This is a genomic window from Bacteroides sp. D20 (genome assembly GCF_003436255.1).
Lineage (GTDB): Bacteria > Bacteroidota > Bacteroidia > Bacteroidales > Bacteroidaceae > Bacteroides > Bacteroides uniformis.
In genome coordinates this window covers 1-26391 of the sequence record NZ_QSOO01000005.1, presented here as the reverse complement: position 1 = coordinate 26391, position 26391 = coordinate 1, and the positions used below count along the sequence as shown (strand labels likewise).

Here is a 26391-nt window from a genome sequence, read left to right as displayed (position 1 = left end):
CACGCCCGCAAGAAAAAGCAACTATCGCAACCGTAAAACAAAGCAAACTTCAATCGTACATCGTAAATAGCTAAATCGTAAATAACATGATGGAGGCAAAGTACCTGAAAATCAACCCTGCCGACAATGTTGCAGTGGCTATCACAGCACTCCCGGCCGGTGAAAAACTCACGGTGGACGGAAAGGAAATCACCTTGAATGAGGATGTTCCTGCCGGACACAAATTTGCACTGAAAGATTTTGCGGAAGGCGAAAACGTCATTAAATACGGATATCCCATCGGCCACGCCCGGAAAGCGCAGAAGCAGGGGGATTGGATGAATGAAAACAATATCAAGACCAACTTGTCCGGGTTGCTGGAATACACTTACAACCCCGTCAATGTAGACCTCAATACTACAACTCTAAACCTCAATACCGGCGCGCCAAACCTGACCTTTAGAGGGTACAAACGTAAGAACGGCGACGTAGGTGTGCGCAACGAGATATGGATTATTCCGACAGTGGGCTGCGTGAACGGAATCATCAACCAGCTTGCCGAAGGCCTGCGCCGCGAAACGGGCGGAAAGGGCGTGGATGCCATCATGGCTTATCCCCATAACTACGGCTGCTCCCAGTTGGGCGACGACCACGAGAATACAAAGAAAATCCTCCGCGACATGGTGCTGCATCCCAATGCGGGAGCCGTACTCGTGGTAGGCTTGGGGTGCGAGAATAATCAGCCGGATGTATTCCGCGAGTTCCTGGGAGACTATGACCAGGAGCGCGTAAAGTTTATGGTGACCCAGAAAGTGGGTGATGAATACGAAGAAGGAATGGAACTGCTGCGCGAACTTTATGCCAAAGCCATCCAGGACCAGCGCGAGGATATTCCCTTAAGCGAACTGCGCGTAGGCCTGAAGTGTGGCGGTTCGGACGGTTTCTCCGGTATCACCGCCAATCCGCTACTGGGCATGTTCTCCGACTTCCTCGTAGCACAAGGCGGTACCAGCGTACTGACGGAAGTGCCGGAAATGTTCGGTGCAGAAACCATCCTGATGAACCGCTGCCGCACCAAAGAGCTGTTTGAGGACACGGTGAAGCTGATTAATGACTTCAAGGAATATTTCCTTTCACACGGTGAACCGGTAGGTGAAAACCCGTCTCCGGGAAATAAGGCGGGAGGCATCTCGACATTGGAGGACAAAGCCTTGGGATGCACACAGAAATGCGGCACAAGCTACGTGGAAGGGGTACTTCCGTATGGCGAACGCCTGAAAGTAAAGGGACTGAACCTGCTGTCTGCTCCGGGAAACGACCTTGTAGCCGCCACTGCCCTTGCCTCTTGCGGATGCCACATGGTGCTGTTCACCACAGGACGCGGAACGCCCTTCGGAACCTATGTGCCGACCATGAAGATTTCCACCAACTCCACTCTGGCAAAGAACAAACCGGGCTGGATAGACTTCAACGCCGGAGTTATCGTCGAGAACGAACCGATGGAGAAAACCTGCGAACGCTTCATCGAGTATATTATCAAAGTAGCAAGCGGCGAATTCGTGAACAACGAAAAGAAAGGCTACAAGGAAATAGCCATCTTCAAGACCGGAGTAACTTTGTAAGGTGAAAATTGAAAGGTGAAAGGTGAAAATTAAAGGCTGATATATGGAGGGCGGGACAAAACCATTTTGTCCCGCCCTTTGTTTTTTATACCTTTGCAGCAAAATTGGCTTATATATTTACGATTTGACGATTTACGATGTACGATTGAAGTTTGTATTGTACAACAACCATTCTACGATTTCAAGAGTTATATCAATCGTACATCGTAAATCGTCAAATCGTAAATCCCCAATCGTAAATCGTAAATTATGTCAGCAACAACCGATACAATCTCCAAACCCAAAGGCGGCTGGTGGGCACTCAGCCCGTTGGCGGTGTTCCTTTGCCTCTATCTAGTGACTTCGCTCCTGGTGAACGACTTCTATAAAGTCCCCATCACGGTAGCCTTCCTCGCCTCATCCTGCTATGCCATCGCCATCACGCGCGGCCTGAATCTGGAACAGCGCATCTACCAGTTCTCCGTGGGCGCCAGCAACAAGAACATCATGCTGATGGTATGGATATTCATCCTTGCAGGAGCATTCGCCCAAAGCGCCAAGCAGATGGGCGCCATTGATGCGACCGTAAATCTGACCCTACATATACTGCCGGACAACCTGCTGCTGGCGGGCATCTTCATTGCCGCCTGCTTCATCTCCCTCTCGATAGGAACAAGCGTAGGAACTATCGTCGCACTGACTCCCGTAGCCGTGGGACTGGCGGAAAAGACGGGCATCGACCTGCCCTACATGGTCGCCATCGTGGTGGGAGGCTCGTTCTTCGGAGACAATCTTTCCTTCATATCCGACACCACCATTGCATCGACCAAGACGCAGGACTGCGTGATGAGGGACAAGTTCCGCGTCAACTTTATGATTGTGGTACCGGCAGCACTTATCATACTGGGCATCTATATCTTTCAAGGACTGTCCGTCTCTGCCCCACCACAAGTACAGACCATCGAGTGGATAAAGGTAATCCCCTACCTCATCGTACTGGGTACGGCCGTAGCAGGCGTCAATGTCATGCTGGTACTGCTGCTGGGCATCCTCTCTACTGGAATTATCGGTATCTATACCGGCACCGCCTTCTTCGACTGGTTCGGAGCCATGGGAACGGGCATCACCGGCATGGGCGAGCTCATCATCATCACCCTGCTGGCCGGAGGCATGCTCGAAACCATCCGCTACAACGGCGGCATCGACTTCATCATCTCCCGGCTGACCCGCCACGTCAGCGGCAAGCGGGGAGCCGAATTCAGCATCGCTGCCCTGGTCAGCATCGCCAATCTCTGTACCGCCAACAACACCATTGCCATCATCACCACCGGCCCCATAGCCAAGGACATCGCCCTCCGCTTCCACCTGGACCGCCGGAAAACAGCCAGCATACTGGACACCTTCTCATGCCTCGTGCAAGGCATCATCCCCTACGGAGCACAAATGCTGATAGCCGCCGGACTTGCCGGCATTTCACCCATCAGCATCATCGGAAACCTGTATTACCCCTTCTGCATGGGAGCATGCGCCATACTCGCCATTCTGCTGAGATACCCCAGGAAATACTCGGGAGAAGGATGAGTTATGGGTGACAAGTGATGAGTTATGGGTGACGTTGTGTGAACATTTAAAAAAACACCCCTCGTGCCAACAAATAACTCATAACTCATAACTCAAAACTCAAAATCTTTTCTTACCTTTGCACTCGCTATTACGAGATAGTAGCATAATTCAAATCATTAACTAAAAACATTTTAATTAAATGGCAACAAAAATCAGATTGCAAAGACATGGACGTAAAAGCTACGCTTTCTACTCTATCGTTATTGCAGACGTAAGAGCACCACGTGATGGTAAATTTATTGAGAAGATTGGTACTTACAATCCTAACACCAATCCTGCCACAGTAGATTTGAAGTTCGACCGCGCACTTGACTGGGTGTTGAAGGGTGCACAACCTACTGACACAGTTCGTAACATCCTCTCTCGCGAAGGTGTTTACATGAAGAAGCACTTGCTGGGCGGTGTAGCAAAAGGCGCATTTGGCGAAGCAGAAGCTGACGCTAAGTTCGAAGCTTGGAAGAACAACAAACAAAGCGGTTTGGCTGCTCTGAAGGCTAAGGAAGACGAAGCTAAGAAAGCTGAAGCAAAAGCACGTCTGGAAGCTGAAAAGAAGATAAACGAAGAAAAGGCAAAAGCATTGGCTGAAAAGAAAGCTGCTGAAGCAGCCGCAAAAGCCGCTGCTGAAGAGGCTCCTGCTGAAGAAGCCCCTGCTGCTGAAGAAGCTGCTGCCGAATAATAGTAAGCACAGCGTTATCGCTAAAAATGGGATTAAAACTATAAAAATCCTCTCCGGTTCATATCGGAGGGGATTTTTTATTACTATATTTGCAGCTATAATCATTCATTAAAAAAACAAGCAATGAAAAAGTTTACTTATCTGCTCGCTGTAGCCGCTGTATTTACAGCTTGTAACAGTGGAAACAACGGTTATACCGTAACCGGAACTGTAGAGGGTGCAGCCGACGGCGACACCGTATATCTGGAAACCGTGGAAGGACGCCAATTCGTAAAATTGGACTCTGCTGTCATCAAAGGCGGAACATTTACCTTCAAGGGTACACAAGATACTGCTGTCAACCGCTACATCTCTTACAAAGCCGAAGGAAAAGACGGCGTAGCCATCGACTTCTTCCTGGAAAACGGCAAGATTAAAATCAACTTGTCGCAGGAAAACAACTCTGCCACCGGTACTGCCAACAATGATGCCTACCAGGAAATCAGAGCCCAAATCAACGGCCTGAACAAACAGATGATGGGCATCTACGAATCCATGTCGGACACCACACTGACCGACGAACAACGCGAGGCTAAAGGCAAAGAGATGGAAAATCTGGAAAACAGCATGATATCAGCCATCAAAGCCGGCATCAACAAGAACATCACCAATCCGGTCGGCGTACTCCTGCTGAAGCAGAACTACTACTACATGGATGTGGCAGACCTCGACCCTCTGATGCCCCAAATCCCTGCAGCTTACGACAACGACGAAGCCATCGTCAAGATAAAAAACAACGTTGAAAAGATGAAAGCCACTGCCGTAGGCCAGAAGTTTACAGACTTCGAGATGCAGACGCCGGAAGGAAAAACCGTGAAACTGTCCGACTACGTAGGCAAGGGCAAAGTTGTCCTCGTTGACTTCTGGGCAAGCTGGTGCGGCCCCTGCCGTCGCGAGATGCCCAATCTGGTGGAAGCTTACGCCAAATATAAGAACAAGAACTTCGAGATTGTAGGCGTATCCCTGGACCAGAGTGCTGACGCATGGAAAGAAGCCATCAAGAAGCTGAACATCACGTGGCCGCAAATGTCCGACCTGAAATACTGGAACTGCGAAGGCGCACAGCTTTATGCCGTAAGCAGCATCCCCCACACTGTGTTGATTGACGGTGAAGGAACTATCCTTGCACGCGGACTGCACGGTGACGAGCTTCAGGAAAAGATAGCCGAAGCTGTCAAATAATAAAACCGGACACACCGGAGACTAAAAGAGGAGTGCCACACTTCGTCAATCGAAATGCCACACTTCACGAGGCCCAATCAATGGCATTTGCCTCTGTGAAGTGTGGCATTTCCCTTGCTGAAGTGTGGCATTCGGAATGATGGAATGCGGCGTTTTTCAAGAGAAGATACGCGCAGCCATTTCCATCCCCAACCTTACGGTTTCCCACTGTTTCTCCTCATCGGCCTCCGAAGGCGAAAGAAGCGCATTGGCATCCGGCAGACATAAAGTGAAACGTTTCAAAGGAATATAGTTCAATACACTTTCAGTTTTTGCCTGCAATTCATCCAATTCGTCTTCCTGAGGATAATGGGACAGCACGAAACCGAACACCGCTTCCTTCTCGTGTATGAACCAGAGCAGACGGTTACGGTCGCACGCGCCACAGTCGTAATTCAGGAAATAAGCATCGGCCCCATGCAGTTGCACCAGCATGTCCGTCGGTGCATGGAATGCAACATACATCCCTGCAGGACGCTCACGCAAAACCCGGTTGTTGAGCCGGATGGTATCTTCCATTATCACCGAATGTACCCCGTCGAACTGGACGTAGCGGCAGCCTGCATCATAAAGTTTGGTAAGCAAAAATTTGTAGCAGGAAGCAATATCATCCGTCAAAAGCCGGATGTCGGAGTAAACGGTTTCTATCTGAGTCCGCTCCACACGTTGAATAATCTGGGTCATAACCTCTGCCGGCGAAGGGATATGCTGTTTTTTCATCACCCCTCCGTCCACAATGGAATCAAGAAATGCGAATTCTTCCAGAATAGGATGCCGTAGCAAACTGAGCCGTCCTGTAATCTCCAAAGGAGAGCCTTCGGAGAAAGGCCGGCCGTCTTTGGAACAAATACCCTCCCAGCTTTCCAAAAAATCGCGACTTCGGAAACCACCATCGGAAACAACTTTCATGCCTCCCAGCTCCAGCCGTTCCACCAGACTGCGCACTTCCGCATCTTCAACAGCCTGCAATATCTGCCGGCTCACCTGCCCGTTCTGATATTGCTCGCGGACATCCTTCAATGCACGAGGTACACAAAAAGCCCCAGCTATATCAATTTTAAACGGAGGAAATACATTTGCCATGTTCATCCTTTCTTTGATTATTATAATAATGATACTTTTGCCCCAATACCATGAGCAGCAAAGCAATACAATCGAATGGCAACAAGAAGTATTATCAAGGACTAAAAACCTTAAATAAACCAATTCGTTGCAAATATAACTAAAAAAATCGAAGATTCACAATCTGCCCAAAAGATTTATCTTCATTTGACACTTCGAAATCAGATGATGTTTATGCATGCAATAATAGTCAGTAATGAATAACTTTAAAAATTATTTTTCATTAGAAGTTTTCCACTTTAAACAATTACATCATTAATAATCAATAGATTAACACTTTTTAAACCACAAAAAGTTTTCCAAAAAGCAAAACCTATCAATAACTATAATATCTTTGTTTCCGCAATTAAACTAAAAAAGACAGTCATATTTAAGCATAAAAGGTTATGATACAGACAGTACTCAAGCGCGACGGGCGCGTCGTCGGATTCAACGAAGAAAAAATAGCAACGGCCATCCGCAAAGCCATGTTGCATACAGACAAGGGGGAAGACCTGCAACTGATACACCAGATTACGGACCGCATCTCTTTCAAGGGAGATTCGCAGATGACGGTGGAAGCCATCCAGGATTTGGTGGAAGTGGAGCTGATGAAGAGCAGCCGCAAGGACGTTGCCCAGAAATACATCGCTTACCGCAACCAGCGAAGCATTGCCCGCAAAGCAAAGACGCGCGACATGTTCCTGGAAATCATTAACATCAAGTCCAACGACATCACACGCGAAAATGCCAACATGAATGCCGATACCCCGGCAGGCATGATGATGAAGTTTGCCAGCGAAACCACCAAGCCTTTTGTGGACGACTATCTGCTGAGTGAAGAAGTGCTGGATGCCGTCACCCAGAACTATCTGCACATCCATGACAAGGATTATTATCCCACCAAGAGCCTGACATGCGTGCAGCATCCGCTGGACCATATTCTGAAATACGGCTTCTCTGCCGGACACGGCGAATCGCGCCCGGCCAAACGCATCGAGACTGCCAGTATCCTGGGATGCATCTCGCTGGAAACAGCCCAGAACGAGATGCACGGCGGACAAGCCATCCCTGCATTCGATTTCTACCTTGCCCCCTACGTGCGCAACAGCTTCATCGAGGAAGTCAAGAACCTGGAAGAACTGAACGGAAAAGACTATTCACACCTCTATCAGAAGGAACTGGCCGACTATCTGCTACAGCCGTTGGACGGACTGACGGGCGAGGACCGCATCGTACAGCATGCCGTCAACAAGACCGTATCGCGCGTGCACCAGTCCATGGAGGCGTTTATCCATAACATGAACACCATCCACTCACGCGGCGGCAACCAAGTGGTGTTCAGCTCCATCAACTACGGCACAGACACCTCTGCCGAGGGGCGCTGCATCATCCGCGAGCTGCTGAAAAGCACCTATCAAGGGGTAGGAAACGGAGAAACCGCCATCTTCCCCATCCAGATATGGAAAAAGAAACGGGGTGTGAGCTACCTGCCTGAAGACCGCAACTACGACCTCTACCAACTGGCCTGCAAGGTGACGGCACGGCGTTTCTTCCCGAACTTCCTGAACCTAGACGCCACCTTCAACCAAAGCGAGGACTGGAAAGCCGATGACCCGAAACGCTACCAGCATGAAGTTGCCACCATGGGATGCCGTACCCGTGTATTCGAAAACCGTTTCGGACCGAAGACCTCCATCGGACGCGGCAACATCTCTTTCTCTACCATCAACATCGTCCGTCTGGGCATTGAGTGCATGAACATCGAAGACAAAGAACAGCGCATCGCCCGGTTCTTTGCCAAGTTGGATAGTATGCTCGAAGTGACCGCACGCCAGCTGCACGAGCGCATGGAGTTTCAAAAGACCGCCTTCGCCAAGCAGTTCCCGCTACTGATGTCTGCCTTGTGGATAGGCAGCGAGAAGCTGAAACCGAACGATACGATTGCTTCCGTCATCAACCAGGGAACACTGGGAATCGGTTTCATCGGGTTGGCAGAATGTCTCGTGGCATTGCTCGGAAAACATCACGGCGAATCTGGCGAAGCCCAGGAGCTGGGACTGAAAATCGTGACCTACATGCGCGACCGTGCCAACCAGTTCTCGGAGCAATACCAGCACAACTACAGCGTGCTTGCCACTCCTGCCGAAGGGCTGTCGGGCAAGTTCACCCGCATAGACCGTAAGAAGTTCGGCACGCTGCCGGGCATTACGGACCGTGACTACTACACCAACTCCAACCACGTGCCCGTATACTACAAATGCAGCGCCCGCCACAAAGCGGAAGTGGAGGCTCCTTATCATGAACTGACCCGCGGCGGACACATCTTCTATGTGGAGATAGACGGTGACGCCACCCACAATCCGGAAGTCATTATGCGTGTAGTGGACATGATGGACCAATACAACATCGGCTACGGTTCGGTAAACCACAACCGTAACCGCTGTCTGGAGTGCGGCCACGAAAACTCCACCCCAAACCTGGAAGAATGCCCGAAGTGCGGCAGCAAGCATATCGACAAGCTGCAACGCATCACCGGCTACCTGGTGGGGACAACCGACCGCTGGAACAATGCCAAGCTGGCAGAGTTGAACGACAGGGTCGTTCATAATTAAAAATTGAAAATTAAAAATTAAAGGGCTGCGCAGTGCAAAGCGGAGCTTCATTTTTAATGGTTGACGTTTAATTTTTAATGATTAATATTCAGCTTCCTACCTGCGATGTTTAATTTTTAATTTTTAATTATTAATTCCCTACTCATGCTTTCTATTCTCGATATTTTAGAAGATACCACAGTAGACGGTCCGGGCTTCCGGACCGCCATTTATGCTGCCGGATGCCCCAACGGTTGTCCCGGTTGCCACAATCCGGAGTCGTGGGACATCAACCGCGGGCACTGGATGAGTACGGAAGAGATTCTGGAAAAAGTCCTTGCCGACAACTTTGCAGACGTCACCTTCAGTGGTGGAGACCCGATGTTCCAGCCGGAAGGATTCACCCAACTGGCACATGCCATCAAGGAGCGGAGCCGGAAAAACATCTGGTGCTATACGGGCTATACTTTCGAAAAACTACTGCGCAACCCGCGCCAAGCCCAACTGCTGAAGTACATCGACGTACTGGTGGACGGCAAATTCAAGAAAGAACTGAGGGATGAGGAACTCTATTTCCGGGGAAGCCGCAACCAGCGTCTGATTGACGTACAAACATCCCTGCAAAAAGGCGAAACCGTCATTTACCACTATAATCCGAAAAAGGGCATTTAAAAAAGAAGAGAAGTTTTCAAAAATATATGAGCACTTTTATAATGTTATAATATCAGACGCGAATTACACGGAATAACACGGATTCAATAAACAAAATCCGTGAAATCCGCGTAATCCGCGCCTAAAAGAAAGTGTTAAGAGTTTTTTGACACCCTCCACCTATATCACCATTCTATAAATTTCCCTCTTTCCCTGCGCTTCTGCAGCTCCTCCTGAAGAAAGCGCTGCCTATCCTTGGCAATATACCGGCGGGCAAAGATATTGGGCACCGCCACTCCCAGCGCTATGCAGAGAATAATCAGTGAAGCCGTGATGCCGTTGGAAACAACCGCCGTCACCTCGCCTACCACACCGTGCATATTGATAAGCCCGAAAAGTGCACGATACATCAGCACTCCCGGAATCATCGGGATGACAGAAGGAATCGTCAGTACGTGATTGGGAACATGGAACCAATGCACTGCCTTCACGGCTATCAGGCTGACAACCATGCTGCCCATGAACGAACCTATCACCGGTCCGTAACCCAATTCGAAATTGACAAAGTTACGCGTACAAACGGCAATGATACCGCCCACCGCAACAACCCACAACAAGCGCCGCTGTATGTTGAATATCATGGAAAATCCCATGGCAGCTATCGCCGCCGCAATGGCATACACCAGATAACTGTCATGAGGCACCATACTCAATTCGCTGAACTTCTTGTCAATCACGACATCCTCCACCGTCAGCAGGCGCATGGCTATTACAATGCCGAAGGCCATTGCACAGACCATCAGCACCGTATTCACAGCCCGCACAATGCCCACCTGGATATAATTGTCAATCATATCATCCACAAAGTTTATCAGCGGCACCCCCGGAACGATGAACAGTGCACACGCCAACAACGGATGATAGGGAGTTTCCGAGAGCCCGGCAAACGAAGACACATAGGCCAGACAGGTAGAAATCAATGCGGCAATGGCAATACTCATATAGTGATTGATGCCGAACTCCATGCAACGGGCACGGACGCGGAAGCCGGCAAAAGCGCAGATAGAGGTAAACAGAAACGCCATCCAGTCACCACCGAACAGTTTACAGAAACCTCCGCAGGCAAAGCCGGCACCGATGGCAACAACGTATGGCACATAGTTCCGCTTCTTGTTTTTGATTCTTTCCAGTTCCTCCTCATACTGGTCGAGGGAATAGTCATTCTCAATAGCCCGCCAGGACAGTTTGCTGATTTCGGAAATGGCCGTCATGTTGATGCCATGCTTTTCACATTTCTGGAATTTGGAGAACGAATGCAGGCCGTCGCTCACATTCACCACCAGCATGGTATAACTTACGTCGATGTGGAGCTTTTCTTCCGGCAGCCCCAGATAGGCGGCAACACGGTTCAGGTTACGAACAACACGGTTCGTATCAGCCGCACTCTCCACCAGCAGCTGTCCGGTACGAAGCAATAAATCGAGTTTCCTGCGCAGCAGGGCAATCTCTTGTTCAGTCAAAGTCTTATCCATGAATCTTTTTACCTATTTTTTTGGAGGCACAAAGATAGGCAAAATGTAGAAAACGATTTCATTCTTTCGGCAGAAAACTCTACCTTTGCAGCCGTTTTTTTAATGGACACAAATGGAAATATTCTGGAATACTATCGCACAATACAACGAGGCCACCTGGTGGACACAGCTCCTCATCACCGCAGCAGGTATCCTGCTCACCACGCAACTCTACTGGAAACCGACCTTATGGGCAAAACGCTCCATGAAAATCTACATGGTATTTCTGAACGGGTGGATATCCATCGTGTACTACATGATGTATTGCGGAGCGCGCGGACACCACCATATACTCGCCATCTTCTGGGGAGTGATTGCAGTGTTGTGGCTATGGGATTTGTTTACCGGCTACACTCCGTTCGAGCGCAACCCGAAATACAAGGTACTGGTGGGGGTACTCTATGCAATGCCTTTCCTCTACCCGCTCCTTTCGTGGGCACGCGGAATGGAATTTCCCATGATGACCACCACCGTGATGCCCTGCTCGGTAGCAGTTTTCACCATCGGGCTGCTGCTGGCTTTCTCGCGCAGGGTCAACCTGCTCGTCATTCTGTTCCTTTGCCACTGGGCGCTCATCGCCTTTTCCAAAGTCTACATCTACAAGATTCCCGAAGACCTGCTACTGGCAAGCGCCACTGTGCCTGCCATCTATCTGTTCTTCAAGAACTACTTTGAACAGAACTTGCACAAGGAAACCAAGCTGGGCGCACGGCTCATGAACTGGTTCCTTATCCTCATCTGTATAGTGGTCGGGGTACTGCTCAGCATGACGCTGCTCCATGGAATGAGAGGATAAAGAAATAGCGCGCTTCCGTGCGCCAAAATCAGTTCTTCTTTCCCTGATTGGCCACAGCCTCCATCAATTTCTTTATCTCCTCGGGGTCACCCAAGAAATAGTCTTTCGTCAAGTTCAGCTCATCGTCAAACTCAAAGACGTAGGGCACCGCCGTAGGCAGGTTCAGATGCACAATTTCATCGTCCGAAATATGCTTCAGATGCTTGATAATACCCCGCAGGCTATTGCCATGAGCCACTACCAGCAATTCGTCGGCCGTCTTCAGATTCGGGAAGATGACACATTTCCAGTAAGGCATGATACGCTCAATCGTATCTTTCAACGACTCCGTACGGGGCAGTTCGGCATCGGGCACTTCTTGATAACGGTCCTCAAAACGCGGATTACGCGGGTCATCCTCGGCCAATGCATGCGGAGCCACATCAAAGCTCCGGCGCCATACCAACACCTGCTCGTCACCGTACTTGGCAGCCGTCTCTGCCTTGTTCAGCCCTTGCAACTGGCCGTAGTGTTTCTCATTCAACCTCCACGATTTCTCCACCGGAATCCAGTCCTGGTCGAGGCGGTCCAGCACACAATCCAGTGTCTTCACGGCACGCTTCAGATAGGAAGTATACGCCTTCTTGAAGCGGAATCCCTTTTCTGCCAGCAGCTCACCCGCCCTTACAGCTTCAGCAACGCCTTTCTCTGTCAAATCAACATCCGTCCACCCCGTGAAGCGGTTTTCCTTATTCCATGCACTCTCGCCGTGGCGAAGCAAAACAATCTTTTTCATATAGTCTCCTTTCAGTTTTACCTATAGAACACCCGGCTACCTCCTCTTGTTCATGCAATAGCGGACCACATATACCAAAAGTATCAGAAACGCCACCCACACCATGCTGATGACCGGCAGGTAGCGGTTATACAAATATTCCCCTTCCTTCGGGACACGGTTGAAAGTACAGATTATGCAATTACAGCACGCATCGAGTGCATCATGCGAGAATACCGAAAAAACAATGATAGCCACCCCCGCAAGAAGCATCATCAAAGTCCCCCACACCAGCCACTTACCAGCCACGGAAGGATGGAATTGCGAATGAGTGGAATGTACGAATCTAACCATAAACACTTGTCTATTATTACCGGTACAAATGTCCTTCATTTTTAACAATCCGGCAATACCTACTTTTCATCAAAAAGAGAGTCTGCCATCCCAATTAGTAGGTAGCCGCGACCTCTATAAACCACGCCACAAGCTAACCCGAAATGGGGAGCGGCACAACACTAAAAGCCCTACATGTAGGTATTTCACGTTCTCCGGCAAAGCCTTTACTTTGCAGCAAACAATTTAATCACTTTATTTACAATGAAAAAGACTGGTGTTTTTTATGGTTCCAGTACCGGAACCTGCGAAGAGTTGGCTAACCAGATAGCCGAAAAGTTGGGAGTTTCCTCCACCGACGTACATAGTGTTGACAAGATGACCGCCGATAAAATCAAGGAATATGAAGTGCTGGTTCTAGGTACCTCCACTTGGGGAGACGGCGAACTGCAGGACGACTGGTATGACGGCGTAAAGGTACTGAAGAGCGCCGACCTTTCCATGAAGTTCGTAGCCTTATTCGGTTGCGGCGACTCCGACTCCTACTGCGACACATTCTGCGACGGCATCGGAGTACTCTACGAGGACCTGAAGGATAGCGGGTGTACCTTCTTGGGCAACAAAGTCAGCACGGACGGGTATTCCTTCTCCTCTTCCATCGCCGTGGTAGACGGTGCATTCGTAGGACTTCCCCTCGACGAAGTGAACGAAAGTAACAAAACCGCCGAACGCATTGACGCCTGGACAGCCGAAATAAAAAGCAAGCTCTAGAAAAGAAACAGACCATCCGTTTACTTTAAACGGATGGTCTGCCTGCAATCATGCAGATGATATCTTTTATCTGAACAGATAATGTGTTCCGCCATATCCGCAGGCACATTATCTTTTTTATGCTCTTATACGAACCAGCGAACGTAGCAGAAGTCCTGACGGTGAGGCAGGTCTGCATTCTTCGGGAACATACGGTAAGAAACCTTGAAGCTACCCGCATTTTCCATCTTGTGCTTAGCTTGGAAAGTATAAAGGTTACCTTCTTTCTTCACTACATTGAACGGTTCTACGGAGTAAACATGCTGTTTGCCATCCTGAGCCGTATAAGTAGTCACCAGTTCCAGACCGATAGCATCGTTCAAGCCCTTCTCGTCGATAACATAAGTAATGGTGTATTCCTTACCGCTCTCGATGGAGCCTTTCACCAGGTCTTCGGTCTTTTCGCAAGACACCACTTCAATGCTGTCCCACTTCTCGGCAACTTCTTCCTTCCAAGCAGCTATTTCCTTAGCCTTGGCACAACCGTCGGCAGCCAGCATCTTGAAACGTTTGGCCTCCTTGATGTAGAACTTGTCGTAATAGTCGTCCAGCTGACGCTTCATTGTATAGTGGGGAGCAATCTGTGCGATGGAGTTCTTGATAGTCTTCACCCAACCTTCAGAATATCCCTTCTTGTTGCGTGCATAGAACAACGGCAGAATTTCTTGCTCAAGAATGCTGTAGATAGTAGCGGCATCGAGCTGGTCCTGATGTTCCTGGTTCTGGTAAGTACGCTTTTCGGTCAATGCCCAACCGGCACCTTCACGATAGCCTTCCAACCACCAGCCGTCGAGTACGGAGAAGTTTACAACACCGTTCATCAACGCCTTTTCGCCGGAAGTACCGGATGCTTCGAGCGGACGTGTCGGAGTGTTCAGCCAGATATCCACACCTGAAACGAGGCGACGTGCCAACTGCATGTCATAATTTTCCAGGAAGATAATCTTGCCCAGGAACTCCGGACGACGGGAAATCTCAATGATTCTCTTAATCAAGCCCTGGCCGGCACCATCGTGCGGGTGAGCCTTACCGGTAAAGAGGAACTGTACCGGATAGTCGGGGTTGTTCACAATCTTGGCCAGACGGTCGAGGTCGGTGAACAGCAAGTGTGCACGCTTGTAGGTAGCGAAACGGCGTCCGAAACCTATCAGCAGAGCGTTCGGATTGATTTTGTCCAGCAGGGAAACGATGCGTGAAGGGTCACCCTGGTTCTTCAACCAAGTTTCACGGTATTGCTTGCGAACATAGTCAATCAGTTTGTTCTTCATCACCATGCGCGTCTTCCAGATTTCTTCGTCGGACACGTTATAGATAGCCTCCCAAATCTTGGGGTTGGACTGGTCGTAGAGGAAGTTCTCATCAAAATGCGCAGCATAGAGATGTTTCCACTCCGTAGCGCTCCAAGTGGGGAAGTGTACACCGTTGGTAACGTAGCCCACATGGCTTTCTTCGGGGAAGTAACCCTTCCAGATGGAAGCGAACATCTCCTGGGAAACCTTTCCGTGCAGCCAGCTCACACCGTTCACCTCCTGAGAAGTGTTGCAAGCGAATACAGACATACAGAAACGTTCACCCTTGTCGCCCGGATTGTTACGTCCGAGGTCCATCAGGTCGTCCCAGCTGATACCCATTCTTGAAGGATAGCCGCCCATGTACTTGCCGAAAAGGCCTTCGTCGAAGTAGTCGTGACCGGCAGGAACCGGAGTATGTACAGTATAGAGAGAAGAAGCACGTACCAGCTCGATAGCCTGGTCGTAAGTCAGACCTTCGGCCACGTAGTCACAGATGCGCTGTACGTTGATTAAAGCAGCATGTCCTTCGTTGCAGTGATAGATATCTTTCTTGATGCCCAGCTTCTTCAGCGTCAGAATACCACCGATACCGAGCAGGATTTCCTGCTTCAAGCGGTTTTCCCAGTCACCGCCATACAGCTGGTGAGTGATGGAACGGTCGAACTCGCTGTTCATTTCATTGTCAGTATCAAGCAGATAGAGAGAGATACGTCCAACGTTCACTCTCCACACATAAGCATGCACGTAGTAGTCCAGATAAGGAACATCCACTACCATCTGCTCGCCCTTCTCATCCAATACACGGTCGATGGGCAACTGGCCAAAGTTCTGTGCCTCGTAATTGGCAATCTGCTGGCCGTCCATAGACAATGTTTGTGTAAAGTAACCGTAGCGGTACAGGAAACCGATTGCACACAAGTCGGCGTTGCTATCGGAAGCTTCTTTCAGGTAGTCACCGGCAAGTACACCCAGACCGCCGGAATATATCTTAAGTACATGGCTCAAACCATACTCCATACTGAAATAAGCCACGGACGGGCGCTTGCTGTCAGGCTTCACATCCATGTATGTGCGGAACTTGGAGTATACGTCATCCATTCTGCGCAGAATAACTTTGTCATTTGCGAGTGCCTCGAGTTTAGCATAACTCATACGTTCCAGCAGAAGTACGGGGTTCTGTCCCACTTCTTTCCAGAGAGCAGGGTCAAGGTCTCTGAACAGTTCGGTGGCTTCATAATTCCATGCCCACCAGATGTTATGTGCCAGTTCAGACAGTTTCTCCAGTTCGGCGGGAATGTGCGATTTCACATTCACATCTTTCCAGTTAGGAGTGTTTACATTACTAACTTTAATCTTCATTGTATGATAACTAATTGATTAATAATTCTTTTATTTTAGTTGACGCTTCATGGCATTGCGCAGTGCAATGTCGTAAGCCTCGTAATAATATTGTATAAAGTGCTTCCACAAAGCCTGCTCTGCCACCTGGCCTGCACGCTTGCGTATTTCCTTGATTTCGGCTTCCGTCTTGGTAGAGAACAAGGCTACGGTGTCCTTGATGCCGTCTGCCACTTCGGAATAGTTATAGTCCGAACGGTGCAGCACTTCCACTCCGTCGTTTATGCCATGCTGGTTTTTCAGGCTGTTCACCCAAAGTCCGAAACCGGCAAGGTCGGTGGTGATGGTAGGCACCCGGAAAGCCACGCTCTCCAGCGGGGTATATCCCCACGGTTCATAATAGGACGGATAGACACTGAGGTCCTCGCCTAAAATCAAGTCATAATAATGCTTGTTGAGGATGCCATCGTGACCATCCTGATAGCAAGGTACAAAAATTACTTTCACCTTATCTTCGGGACGATTGCCCATACCGAGGTATTTCAGCATATCCAGCACCTGGTCGTGCGTCATATTGTGCAGCCAGTGGGTGATGAAAGGACACTGCAACGGTTCGGTGAACTTATCTTTGCTCTTCAAGCGCTTCTGCAAGTCCTCGCGGGGGTCTCCCACCCAGCTGGGCACGTTGACAAACGCCAATACTTTCTTCTTTAAATCTTTATCGCGGTTCAGCCGGTTCAATGATTCCAGGAACACATCGATACCCTTATTTTTGAACTCATAGCGTCCGCTGGTACCGATAATCAGCGTATCGTCGCCCAAGTCCTCACCCAGCAGGCAGTTTGCCACACGCAGCATGGTGGAACGGGCACGTTTGCGCTTGCCGGTAAAGGTGGCGCCTTTCGGTACAAAATCATCTTCAAAACCGTTCATCAGCACAACATCCGCAGGCTTGTCAAGCAATTCCCTGCATTCGTTGTTTGTGATTTCGCTCACAGTGGTGAAACAGTCCACATAGTGGGCCGTCTGCTTTTCAATGGAATGTTTGGACTGCATGTTCAGCTCCTCTGCCATCTGGTCGCCGTTGTAGGCGAAAAGATAATCGTAAAGCGGCTTGTTGTTGCCAGCTATGGAGCGGCCGATGGACGTGGCATGGGTGGTGAAGATAGTCCCTATCTCGGGAACGGCAGACTGAAGATAGAGGGCGGCCATGCCGGTCATCCACTCGTGTGCCTGGAACACCACTTTGTCCGTTTCCGTCAAATTATAGCGATAGAAGCTCTCTATCACCTTGCCGGTAGCGAAAGCAAACATGGATGCTTCGTCATAATCACCATATCCATGCAGTGAATCCACCTGATAGCGGTTCCACATTTCTGTATAAATCTCATTTTTTTCTGCAAAGAACGGTTGGAAATCAACCAATATAACAATAGGTTCTCCCGGAATGTTCCAGCGACCTACGCGGACGGAAAGATTGTCTTTCAACGCTGCATGTTTTTTCCACGCTGCACAAAGGTTATCAGACTCAATGAACAAAGGGTTCTCTTTTCCCTGCCAGAAATCCGGCCCTATAAAGAATAATCTATCGCGAAATTTAGTCTGTAAAGTATTTGCCCTTGTAGACAAAACTGTATAGATACCGCCTACTTTATTACACACTTCCCAACTCGCTTCGAAGATGTAATCGGGGGTAAGTAGTTCTTTAGTCATATTATGTTATAATCTCTTTATCTTAATTACGGCTGCAAAAGTACGTATTATTCTTTGAAAAATAGCCTTTTAATCGAAAAAACTGATTAAATATGCATAAACAATCGTTTGCGGAATGTCATAGTTTAGCCACAAAAGCCCCATTGGCTCGCCCATCCATGCATTTTTCGTCTAAAATTCCCGAAGTTTCAAAAAAGAATTCCTGGAGTTTTCAGTTGAAGCCCCAGGAATTTAAACAAAAAACCCCAGGGATTTCAATTGTAAATCCCTGGGGTTTATTTTCTTATAATCCGGATTATACCATCAATGCAGCTACCAGCGCCAAAATAGCGTAGAATTCAGGAAGCGCGGCGTAAATCATTGTATTGGTCTGTACGTCGTGTCCCTGGGAGATACCCACAATACCGCTAGCACAAATCTGTCCCTGACGGATAGCGGAGAACAGACATACCAGTCCGACACCCAATCCGATGCCCAGCATCAAAGGACCGTCTGTCGCAAAATCCCTGCCCATAGACATCAGGAAAGCCACGAAGCCGTAAAGTCCCTGCGTAGCCGGAAGGGCCGACAAAATCATATAACTTGCTGACTTGGAAGGGTCTTTCTTCAACGCACCTTCTGCCGCACTACCGGCGATAGTTGTACCGAAGCAACTGCCAATTCCTGCAAGGGCCAACATCAGGCCCAGACCGAGATAACCTAAAATTTCATTCATAATGTTTCTATTTTTATTTGTTTTTTAATTTGTTTATTTCTTTACTACTGTAAAAGGTTTATAGGCTTCGCCCTTACCTTCGTAACCGGAATTCTTGAAGTATTCCACAAATGTCAGACGGAGCGGGTGTACAAAGGCACTCAGACAAGACATGGCAATGTTCAGCGTATGCCCGAATATCAGTATCAGACCGCAGAACAGCCATCCCAGGGCCGGACCTGCAGCATCGTTCACCATGAAGGCAAGCTGGTTGAACACGCCTCCAAGCATACCGCCTGCCAAGCCGAGGGCATAGAGACGGATGTAGGAAAGTATATCGCCCATCAATCCGGTTGCCATGTTATAGGTATCCCATACTCCGGCACCGATGTTGACAAATACATTCCGGTGGATATTGTTCAACAGGTAGATACCGATGGCAGAAACACCGCCAATCACGATAAATGCCCACGTAGACACGTCTTCCGAAATTATCTTGAAGAAGGAAAGTCCGCCGGTGCAGATAAATCCCACCACCAGCAACAGCCATCCCCAAGCACTGAGCGACTCCTTGAAGCCGAAACGAACGGTCTGTCCCACGGCCTTCACCGTCATGGCAATGCAGATGTGCACCGCACCGATAATCAACGCCAGCAGCATTTGCTTGTCATAGGTAGTCTCACCTATCTTACCCACAATCATGAATTCCTTCAGTTTGGCGGGTATCTCCAGGTCAAAGAGGCTTACACCGAAGAAGGTTCCCAATATGGCACCGATGACGGACGTAAATATACCCAACGTAATCACCAGGTTCATCATGCCTTTCATGGACTTGGACATCTTCCTTTTCAAAATGAACCCGAGTGCAATCAGTACCAGACCGTAGCCCGCATCTCCCATACAGAAAGCAAAGAAGAGCGAGAAGAATGGCGCAAGTATCGGTGTCGGGTCGAACTCGGCATATTCGGGCATACCGTACATTTTGGTAAGCACTTCGTACATGCGTGTATAGGCGTTGTTTTTCAGCTTGATGGGAGCATTGTCCTCGCGCTTGGCAGCCCTTATCTCATAATAAGTGCCGCTTTCATCGAGAAGTTTCCTCACATCCGCCTCGCAGTCTTCGGGAATCCAGCCTTCCATCAACACTACGGCACCTTCTGCCATATGTTCGCTGTTCAGCTTGACTTTCAGCAGGTCTATCTCTTCCTGGAGCTGTAGGTTGTACTTCTCCAACGTGCAGTAATTCGCTTTGCAGAATTCTTTCAATCCGGCATGTGCCTGCACAAGGGCCTCTTCCGTATCGGCTTTCTTCCGGCTCAGTTCGGAGAGGCTGAGTGAAGGCAGACGGAGCGGTTCCACATCCAGTTCTACCGGTTGGGGAGTGACGGTCACGAAATAAAGATGTCCGCCGTTCTCTTTCACCACGATGGCATTGTAGTCCTCTGCCCACGCTTCGTTATAGTCTTTCTCCGGGCAGGTATAGAACTGCACGAACCAACCAGCATCTTCCAGCTTGCGGATGGCTCTCCAATCGAAATCGCCCCAGACTTCCATCTGCGCCACATCCTTGTCGATGGCGGGAATCTGCTGGTTCAAGTCTTGTATCCGCGCCTGCAAGTCCTCGTAGAATTTCACCAGAGCATCGGCCGACAACTCTTTATGCACCTTTTCTTCCGGCTGTTTGTCCGCCAGGGTGTGCATGCTCTGAAGCATATTCTTGTAGAGCGTACGCTTCTGCATGAATTGCTGCAAGGTGTCGTCCATCTCGCCGCACTGCCTTTCCACAACGTGCACCACGCCCAGTTCCCGGATTTGTGCCAGAAATGCTTCGTACTCCTTATGATACACAAGGAACGTGAGCTTCTTCATTTTCGTAATCATGCCTCTGCCTCCTTCCTTTTCTCCTGATGGGATTTCATGATTTTCTGCGATGACTTGGAAAGGTTCTCCTCGTCTTCCATAAACCGCTTGATTTTGCGCAGAGCATCCTGATAACCCGGAATCTGTACTTTCTCAAAAAGATTCACCTTCTGGGTGGTCTTTTTACGCGCATGTTCCAACAAGTTCAACTTGGCAACAGTAAATTCACGCTCGATGGCAGTATGTGCCAGTGACTTAAGCAAATGCAGCCCGTCTGCATACCATTTGGGCGCATTGAACAAGCTGTAAGGGCGTATCTCGAAATCTACATTCTCGAGCAACGGCACCCGTACACCGGCAATCTTCTTTACACCGAGATGAACATCGCTGACCTTTATCAATGAAGCGTCGAACTCATTCCAAAGGGCGAACATGGCTTCGTAAGCTTGGATTTCCTTTTCCAACCTCGCGTCCAACGCGGCAGCGTCTCCCTTGCAGCGCTTCACTTCCATACGCAGGGCACTCTCCTTATTCTTAATAATGGGGAGTGTACGCACGCGCACCTTCAGTTGCTTTTCGAGTTGCTGAAGCGAGGTTTTGTTATATTGAAACTTAATAGCCATTTTATTTACGATTTAACGATTTACGATTAGACGACTGAAGCTACTCAATTTCTCAATTTACAGATTTACAATTTCAGTAATATCAATCGTAAACCGTAAATCGTCTAATCGTACATTTATTTAGTTTGCTTTCGGCCAGAACTGGTCCACAAGCTCTTTCTTGATATTCACCTCTTCCGGACGGAAATACTTGCCGAACAGACTCCATGCCACATCGAGCATCTCTGTGGTATCGAGGTTGACATCGATGGCCAGTAGCTGGTTGGAGTAGTCCTTGGCAAAGGCAAGGGTACGTTCGTCGTAGTTCGTCAGGTCGAAACCGTTTTCAAGCTTGGTTTTGGCGTTGGCGGCATCGGCGTACAGACGTACGGCGGCATTCATCACCTGCGGATGGTCCTTACGTGTCTTTTTGCCCGTAACAAGCTGTTTCAGACGGGACAAGGAACGGAACGGGTCAACGATAACCTTACCGATGTCGCTGTCACGACGGAGGAACAACTGGCCTTCCGTGATATAACCCGTATTGTCGGGCACGGCATGCGTAATGTCGCCACCGGACAGAGTCGTCACCGCAATAATCGTGATGGAACCGCCGCTTGGGAACTGCACCGCCTTTTCGTATATCTTCGCCAAGTCCGAATAAAGGGAACCCGGCATGGAGTCCTTCGAAGGAATCTGGTCCATACGGTTGGACACGATGGCGAGCGCATCGGCGTAGGAAGTCATATCCGTCAGCAGCACCAGCACCTTTTCATTATTGTTTACAGCAAAATACTCGGCCGCCGTCAGTGCCATATCCGGAATCAGCAGACGCTCTACCGGAGGATTCTCGGTGGTATTCATAAAGCTGACGATACGGTCGAGCGCACCGGCATTGGAGAATACGTTCTTGAAGTAAAGGTAATCATCGTTCGTCATACCCATACCGCCAAGGATAATCTTGTCAGTCTCCGCACGCAGAGCCACATTCGCCATCACCTGGTTGAAGGGCTGGTCGGGGTCGGCAAAGAACGGAATCTTCTGTCCGGACACCAGCGTATTGTTCAAGTCGATACCTGCAATACCGGTTGCAATCAGTTCCGAGGGCTGCTTACGGCGCACCGGATTCACGGATGGACCGCCAATTTCCACCTCCTCGCCTTCAATGGCCGGACCACCGTCGATGGGGTCGCCAAAGGCGTTGAAGAAGCGTCCGGCAAGCTGCTCGCTCACTTTGATTGTAGGAGCCTTGCCCAAGAATACTACCTCTGCATTGGTGGGAATACCTTCCGTACCCTCAAACACCTGCAAAGTCACTTCGTCGCCGGCAATCTTCACCACCTGGGCCAGCTTGCCGTTTACGGTCGCCAACTCGTCATACCCCACTCCGGTTGCCTTCAGCGAACACGTAGCTTTCGTAATCTGAGTAATCTTGGTATATATTTTTTGAAATGCTTTTGTTGCCATCTATTTATTTACAATTTAGCAATTTACTATTTACTATTTAAATCTCTGCCATCCTATTCTACTATTTTCCTATCTACAACCTCCGTACACCTGCATCCGCAAGGCAAATAGTAAATTGTAAATAGTCACATAGTACATCCTTAGGCTTTACGTTCCTCAACCAGTTCCTGCAACTGCTTATGGAACTTGTCGTATTCTTCCGACTTAAACTTCGAGTAGTTCATCTGCTTGCAGATGTTAATCATCTTCTTGAAGTAATCCATTACTTCGTTGAAGTTGTCGAACTCAAATTCGGTATGACAGATTTCTATTACCATATTCAGAATCTCCTCCTGGCGCTCCATCGGAGTCACGGCATCAATTTCGTCAAAGGCATCCTGCTGCAGGATAACGAAGTCAATCAGTTCCGATTTCCAGAAAGTCACGTGATATTCTACGGGCACGCCGTCGTCACCCAGAATGTTGATTTGCTCGGCAATCTCCTTACCACGCTGCAAACGGGTCTTGATTTCATTCACCTTGCCAATCCACTCACCGTTGATGTGCTTGGTGATATACTCCTCGAATTCAGGGTATTCAATGTATTTGGAATATGAGTCAATCGGATTTACGGCAGGATAACGCTTCTTGTCGGCACGGTCCTGCTCAAGGGCATAGAAGCAGCGAGCCACCTTCTTCGTATTCTCGGTTACCGGCTCCTTCAGGTTACCGCCGGCAGGCGATACCGTACCGATGAAAGTAATGGAACCGGACTCGCCGTTGTTCAGCTTCACATAACCCGCACGGCCGTAGAAGTTGGAGATGATGGAGGACAAGTCCATCGGGAAGGCATCGGGACCGGGCAACTCCTCCATACGGTTGGACATCTCGCGCAATGCCTGCGCCCAACGTGAAGTGGAGTCCGCCATCAGCAGTACCTTCAATCCCATGCTTCGGTAGTATTCTGCAATCGTCATAGCCGTGTAGACAGATGCCTCACGGGCAGCCACCGGCATGTTCGAAGTATTGGCAATGATAATCGTACGTTCCATCAGCTTCCGTCCCGTATGCGGGTCAACCAATTCGGGGAATTCTGTAAAGATTTCCACAACCTCGTTGGCACGTTCACCGCAGGCAGCAATGATTACGATGTCCGCTTCCGCCTGTTTTGAGATGGCATGCTGTAGTACCGTCTTTCCTGTACCGAACGGACCGGGGATAAAGCCCGTACCACCTTCCACAATCGGGTTTACGGTGTCGATTACACGCACACCGGTTTCCAGCAATTTGAAAGGACGCGGTTTTTCCTTATAGTTGGTCATGGCGCGCTTCACGGGCCATTTCTGTATCATGTTCACCCGGATGTCATTACCTTCGCTATCCGTCAGCACTGCAATGGTATCCTCAATGCTGTAATCACCTTCCTTTGCAATGGATTTCACGGTGCACACACCTTTCTGTTCAAAAGGCACCATGATTTTCAGAGGTTGGAAGTTTTCGTCCACTTGTCCCAGCCAGGCAGCGGCTTCCACTTGGTCGCCCACCTTTGCCAAAGGCACAAAATGCCATTTGCTTCCTTTATCCAGCGGATAGGTATATTGCCCGCGTTTCAAGAAAACACCGTCCATCTTATCGAGGTCGTTTTGCAGACCGTCGTAGTTCTTCGAAAGCATACCGGGCCCCAGTGTTACTTCGAGCATATGTCCGGTAAACTCAGCTTCGGCCCCCACTTTCAGTCCGCGGGTACTCTCAAATACCTGCACGTAGACCTGGGTACCTACTACCTTAATCACCTCCGCCATCAACTTGTCTCCTCCGGTCGAGATATAACAAATCTCATTCTGCGCTACCGGTCCGTCGACGACGAGGGTCACCATGTTGGCTATTACGCCACTAACAGTTCCTTTTGTTGCCATATATTTTTAGTTGTTTATTTTATCTGAATTCTGCGGGTATCTGCACCTCGTCTTTCAAGGCAGCGATAATGCTGCGGAACAGTTGGTTACCCTTCTCTTTATCCAACGAAATCCACCGTTCTATCATCTCCAGCTGTAGCAGGAAGACAAACAGACGTTCCACGGTAAAGTAATCGAAGAATGTGGCCTCCTCCATCCAGTCCCAGCGAAGCTGGTCCAGTTTCTTTTCCCGGTCCACCAGTTCCTCCGTCTCACTGATTTTCACCAGCTGCTCCAGATAATCCACCTCAGTACCCAGACCGAAGTCACGGGCATTGGAAGTACGCAGAGCCTCGCACACTTCCGTATCACCCACAATCAGCGGAGCAATGTCCAGCTTGAACTTACGTGCTGTGAGCGCCACCAATATATTATTGAGAGTGAGGTTGAAGCCAAACCAGGAAGACACAAACTGATTCCTGGATTCCATAGCATAGGCGTAATAGAGCGCTGCCAGGCGGTCTTCATACAAGAAACCGTCCTCGGCAGGCAGGCTGAAGTATTCGGAAATGAACGTAGAGAGATAAGATGGGAATACACTGTCAGAGACTTCGTCGCCATCCTTCAGTTGTGAGATATATTCCACCAGTTCCTCCGACGAATAGTTTCCGCGCGGGTCGATGGCAGCATCCTTATCCTTCAATAGTTTCAAGACATTCGCATTATCGAATTTCAGATAAAACAAATCTATCAACTTTTTATCATCTTCCGACAAGGCAGGATATAGTTCCGTCTTGAAATCGGCTACTGTATAGCTCAGTTTACTGTCTTCCAGAGTAAGTTCAGGCAAACCGGCTACCAAGTAATAGTATTTACTCATAATCCTGTGGGAGTTTTTAGAACAGCATTTCCACTAATTGCGGACGCAGGAATTCCTTGAAGTAATTCATAAATTCTTCTTCGCCAAAGTTCACCTTGTACGAACCATCGGCAGGCGATACGGAGAACAAGGTTTTGATGCCATTCACTTGCTCAATCTTCACACCCTTGTCCAGCAGGTCTTTCGCCTTCGCTGCGAAATATTTTGTCAAGCCTTCCGCATCGGCAGTAGAGATAACGATTGGTTCGTTCACACTCCATTTGGACGCCAATGCAACGATGAAGGCATTAAGATAATCCTTGTTTGCAGCAAATGCCTTTACATCGGCATTCACAATGTTGTCCGTCACCAACGTAGCGATTTCGGACTTCAGAGCATTCACAGCCTGACCGGCAAACAACTTTAATTCAGATTTTGTATTCTCTGCCAGTTCATCGGCAGACTTATGAGCGGTAGCCACGATAGAATCCGCTTCCTTGTGAGCATCCTCTATAATTCTCTTGGCTTCTTCCTGAGCTTTTGCGATAAGTTTCTGTGCCTCTTCGTTTCCTTTCTCTACGCCTTCGCGGTAGATCTTATCGGTCAGCTCTTGAATCTTGTTTTCCATATTTGCAGGAGTTATTATATGATTTATATTACAATATTAATTGCGTGATTTTTTCCCTTCCTATTAGATTCACGCCAAATTTACAAAAATCCATTTGATATTGAATAGAAAGAAAGGAAGAAAAGTTCTTGCTCTTCCAAAAAAAACTCATTTTACACCAACTTTGTTCTGTAATGATAACAAAAGAATGACAAAAGAAGCAGAAAAATACGTATGCAACAACGCATGACAGGGATTAAGGGGAGCAGTTCCGGAGGTATATAAACGAACAAAGCCTCCGTATCCTTATCAGACACGGAGGCTTCTTCTGAAAAC

Annotated in this window: 21 protein-coding genes; 8 read left to right on the top strand and 13 right to left on the bottom strand. The window is 48.9% G+C overall.

Annotated features, from left to right (window positions below):
• Nucleotides 1-89: 89 nt before the first annotated feature.
• The 4 genes from DXD78_RS06625 to DXD78_RS06605 all read left to right on the top strand — a co-directional run bounded on the left by DXD78_RS06625 (nt 90) and on the right by DXD78_RS06605 (nt 5100).
• Nucleotides 90-1601 carry a UxaA family hydrolase gene (locus tag DXD78_RS06625; protein ID WP_005827433.1) on the top strand — a complete coding sequence of 504 codons (1512 nt, stop codon included), beginning with the start codon at nt 90-92 and terminating at the stop codon, nt 1599-1601.
• A 249-nt stretch (nt 1602-1850) separates the two neighbouring features.
• The gene (locus DXD78_RS06615) at nt 1851-3161 is read left to right on the top strand and encodes a Na+/H+ antiporter NhaC family protein (protein WP_117652617.1); all 1311 of its coding nucleotides are present in this window, start codon (nt 1851-1853) and stop codon (nt 3159-3161) included.
• A gap of 181 nt (nt 3162-3342) precedes the next feature.
• The gene (locus tag DXD78_RS06610; protein WP_117652616.1) at nt 3343-3879 is read left to right on the top strand and encodes a 30S ribosomal protein S16; all 537 of its coding nucleotides are present in this window, start codon (nt 3343-3345) and stop codon (nt 3877-3879) included.
• A 123-nt stretch (nt 3880-4002) separates the two neighbouring features.
• Nucleotides 4003-5100 (top strand): TlpA disulfide reductase family protein, encoded by a 1098-nt coding sequence (locus DXD78_RS06605; protein ID WP_117652615.1) that lies wholly within the window; start codon nt 4003-4005, stop codon nt 5098-5100.
• 156 nt (nt 5101-5256) lie between these two features.
• Here the strand turns inward: DXD78_RS06605 and DXD78_RS06600 are convergent, their stop codons facing one another.
• Entirely contained in the window at nt 5257-6228 is a 972-nt protein-coding gene (locus DXD78_RS06600) for a hypothetical protein (protein ID WP_005827419.1), read from the bottom strand.
• Between the two features lie 419 nt (nt 6229-6647).
• Between DXD78_RS06600 and DXD78_RS06595 the strand changes: the two genes are divergently transcribed.
• Nucleotides 6648-8855 (top strand): anaerobic ribonucleoside triphosphate reductase, encoded by a 2208-nt coding sequence (locus DXD78_RS06595; protein ID WP_005827414.1) that lies wholly within the window; start codon nt 6648-6650, stop codon nt 8853-8855.
• Nucleotides 8856-8999: 144 nt separating this feature from the next.
• Nucleotides 9000-9506 (top strand): anaerobic ribonucleoside-triphosphate reductase activating protein, encoded by a 507-nt coding sequence (nrdG, locus tag DXD78_RS06590; RefSeq protein WP_005827412.1) that lies wholly within the window; start codon nt 9000-9002, stop codon nt 9504-9506.
• Nucleotides 9507-9670: 164 nt separating this feature from the next.
• Here nrdG and DXD78_RS06585 read toward each other — a convergent pair whose 3' ends face one another.
• The gene (locus DXD78_RS06585) at nt 9671-11017 is read right to left on the bottom strand and encodes a threonine/serine exporter ThrE family protein (RefSeq protein WP_005827410.1); all 1347 of its coding nucleotides are present in this window, start codon (nt 11015-11017) and stop codon (nt 9671-9673) included.
• Between the two features lie 112 nt (nt 11018-11129).
• On the opposite strand from DXD78_RS06585, the gene DXD78_RS06580 reads away from it, so the two are divergent.
• Complete coding sequence (locus tag DXD78_RS06580; RefSeq protein ID WP_005827409.1) at nt 11130-11852, top strand: DUF6064 family protein; 723 nt, start codon at nt 11130-11132, stop codon at nt 11850-11852.
• A gap of 28 nt (nt 11853-11880) precedes the next feature.
• Here DXD78_RS06580 and gpmA read toward each other — a convergent pair whose 3' ends face one another.
• Both gpmA and DXD78_RS06570 read right to left on the bottom strand, forming a co-directional pair.
• Complete coding sequence (gene gpmA, locus DXD78_RS06575) at nt 11881-12627, bottom strand: 2,3-diphosphoglycerate-dependent phosphoglycerate mutase (protein WP_009038286.1); 747 nt, start codon at nt 12625-12627, stop codon at nt 11881-11883.
• Between the two features lie 36 nt (nt 12628-12663).
• Nucleotides 12664-12960: a hypothetical protein gene (locus DXD78_RS06570; protein WP_005837364.1), complete on the bottom strand. Its 297-nt coding sequence runs from the start codon at nt 12958-12960 to the stop codon at nt 12664-12666.
• A gap of 243 nt (nt 12961-13203) precedes the next feature.
• Here DXD78_RS06570 and fldA point away from each other — a divergent pair, with 243 nt between their 5' ends.
• The gene (gene fldA, locus DXD78_RS06565; protein WP_005827403.1) at nt 13204-13710 is read left to right on the top strand and encodes a flavodoxin FldA; all 507 of its coding nucleotides are present in this window, start codon (nt 13204-13206) and stop codon (nt 13708-13710) included.
• 125 nt (nt 13711-13835) lie between these two features.
• On the opposite strand, the gene DXD78_RS06560 is transcribed toward fldA, so the two are convergent.
• The 9 genes from DXD78_RS06560 to DXD78_RS06515 form a co-directional block, all read right to left on the bottom strand.
• Nucleotides 13836-16400: a glycosyltransferase family 1 protein gene (locus DXD78_RS06560; RefSeq protein ID WP_005827401.1), complete on the bottom strand. Its 2565-nt coding sequence runs from the start codon at nt 16398-16400 to the stop codon at nt 13836-13838.
• A gap of 30 nt (nt 16401-16430) precedes the next feature.
• Nucleotides 16431-18092 (bottom strand): glycogen/starch synthase, encoded by a 1662-nt coding sequence (locus DXD78_RS06555; RefSeq protein ID WP_005827398.1) that lies wholly within the window; start codon nt 18090-18092, stop codon nt 16431-16433.
• Nucleotides 18093-18387: 295 nt separating this feature from the next.
• Nucleotides 18388-18807: an ATPase gene (locus tag DXD78_RS06545; protein ID WP_005827396.1), complete on the bottom strand. Its 420-nt coding sequence runs from the start codon at nt 18805-18807 to the stop codon at nt 18388-18390.
• Between the two features lie 33 nt (nt 18808-18840).
• Entirely contained in the window at nt 18841-20667 is a 1827-nt protein-coding gene (locus tag DXD78_RS06540) for a V-type ATP synthase subunit I (RefSeq protein ID WP_008664313.1), read from the bottom strand.
• The gene (locus tag DXD78_RS06535) at nt 20664-21269 is read right to left on the bottom strand and encodes a V-type ATP synthase subunit D (protein WP_005827391.1); all 606 of its coding nucleotides are present in this window, start codon (nt 21267-21269) and stop codon (nt 20664-20666) included. The genes DXD78_RS06540 and DXD78_RS06535 overlap by 4 nt, the downstream gene beginning before the upstream one ends.
• 120 nt (nt 21270-21389) lie before the next feature.
• Nucleotides 21390-22715 carry a V-type ATP synthase subunit B gene (locus DXD78_RS06530; RefSeq protein ID WP_005827389.1) on the bottom strand — a complete coding sequence of 442 codons (1326 nt, stop codon included), beginning with the start codon at nt 22713-22715 and terminating at the stop codon, nt 21390-21392.
• Nucleotides 22716-22855: 140 nt separating this feature from the next.
• A complete protein-coding gene (locus DXD78_RS06525) occupies nt 22856-24610 on the bottom strand; it encodes a V-type ATP synthase subunit A (protein WP_005827385.1) in 1755 nt (584 codons plus the stop codon).
• A gap of 19 nt (nt 24611-24629) precedes the next feature.
• Nucleotides 24630-25469: a DUF2764 domain-containing protein gene (locus DXD78_RS06520; RefSeq protein ID WP_005837370.1), complete on the bottom strand. Its 840-nt coding sequence runs from the start codon at nt 25467-25469 to the stop codon at nt 24630-24632.
• 16 nt (nt 25470-25485) lie between these two features.
• Complete coding sequence (locus DXD78_RS06515; protein WP_005827382.1) at nt 25486-26076, bottom strand: hypothetical protein; 591 nt, start codon at nt 26074-26076, stop codon at nt 25486-25488.
• Nucleotides 26077-26391: the final 315 nt, after the last annotated feature.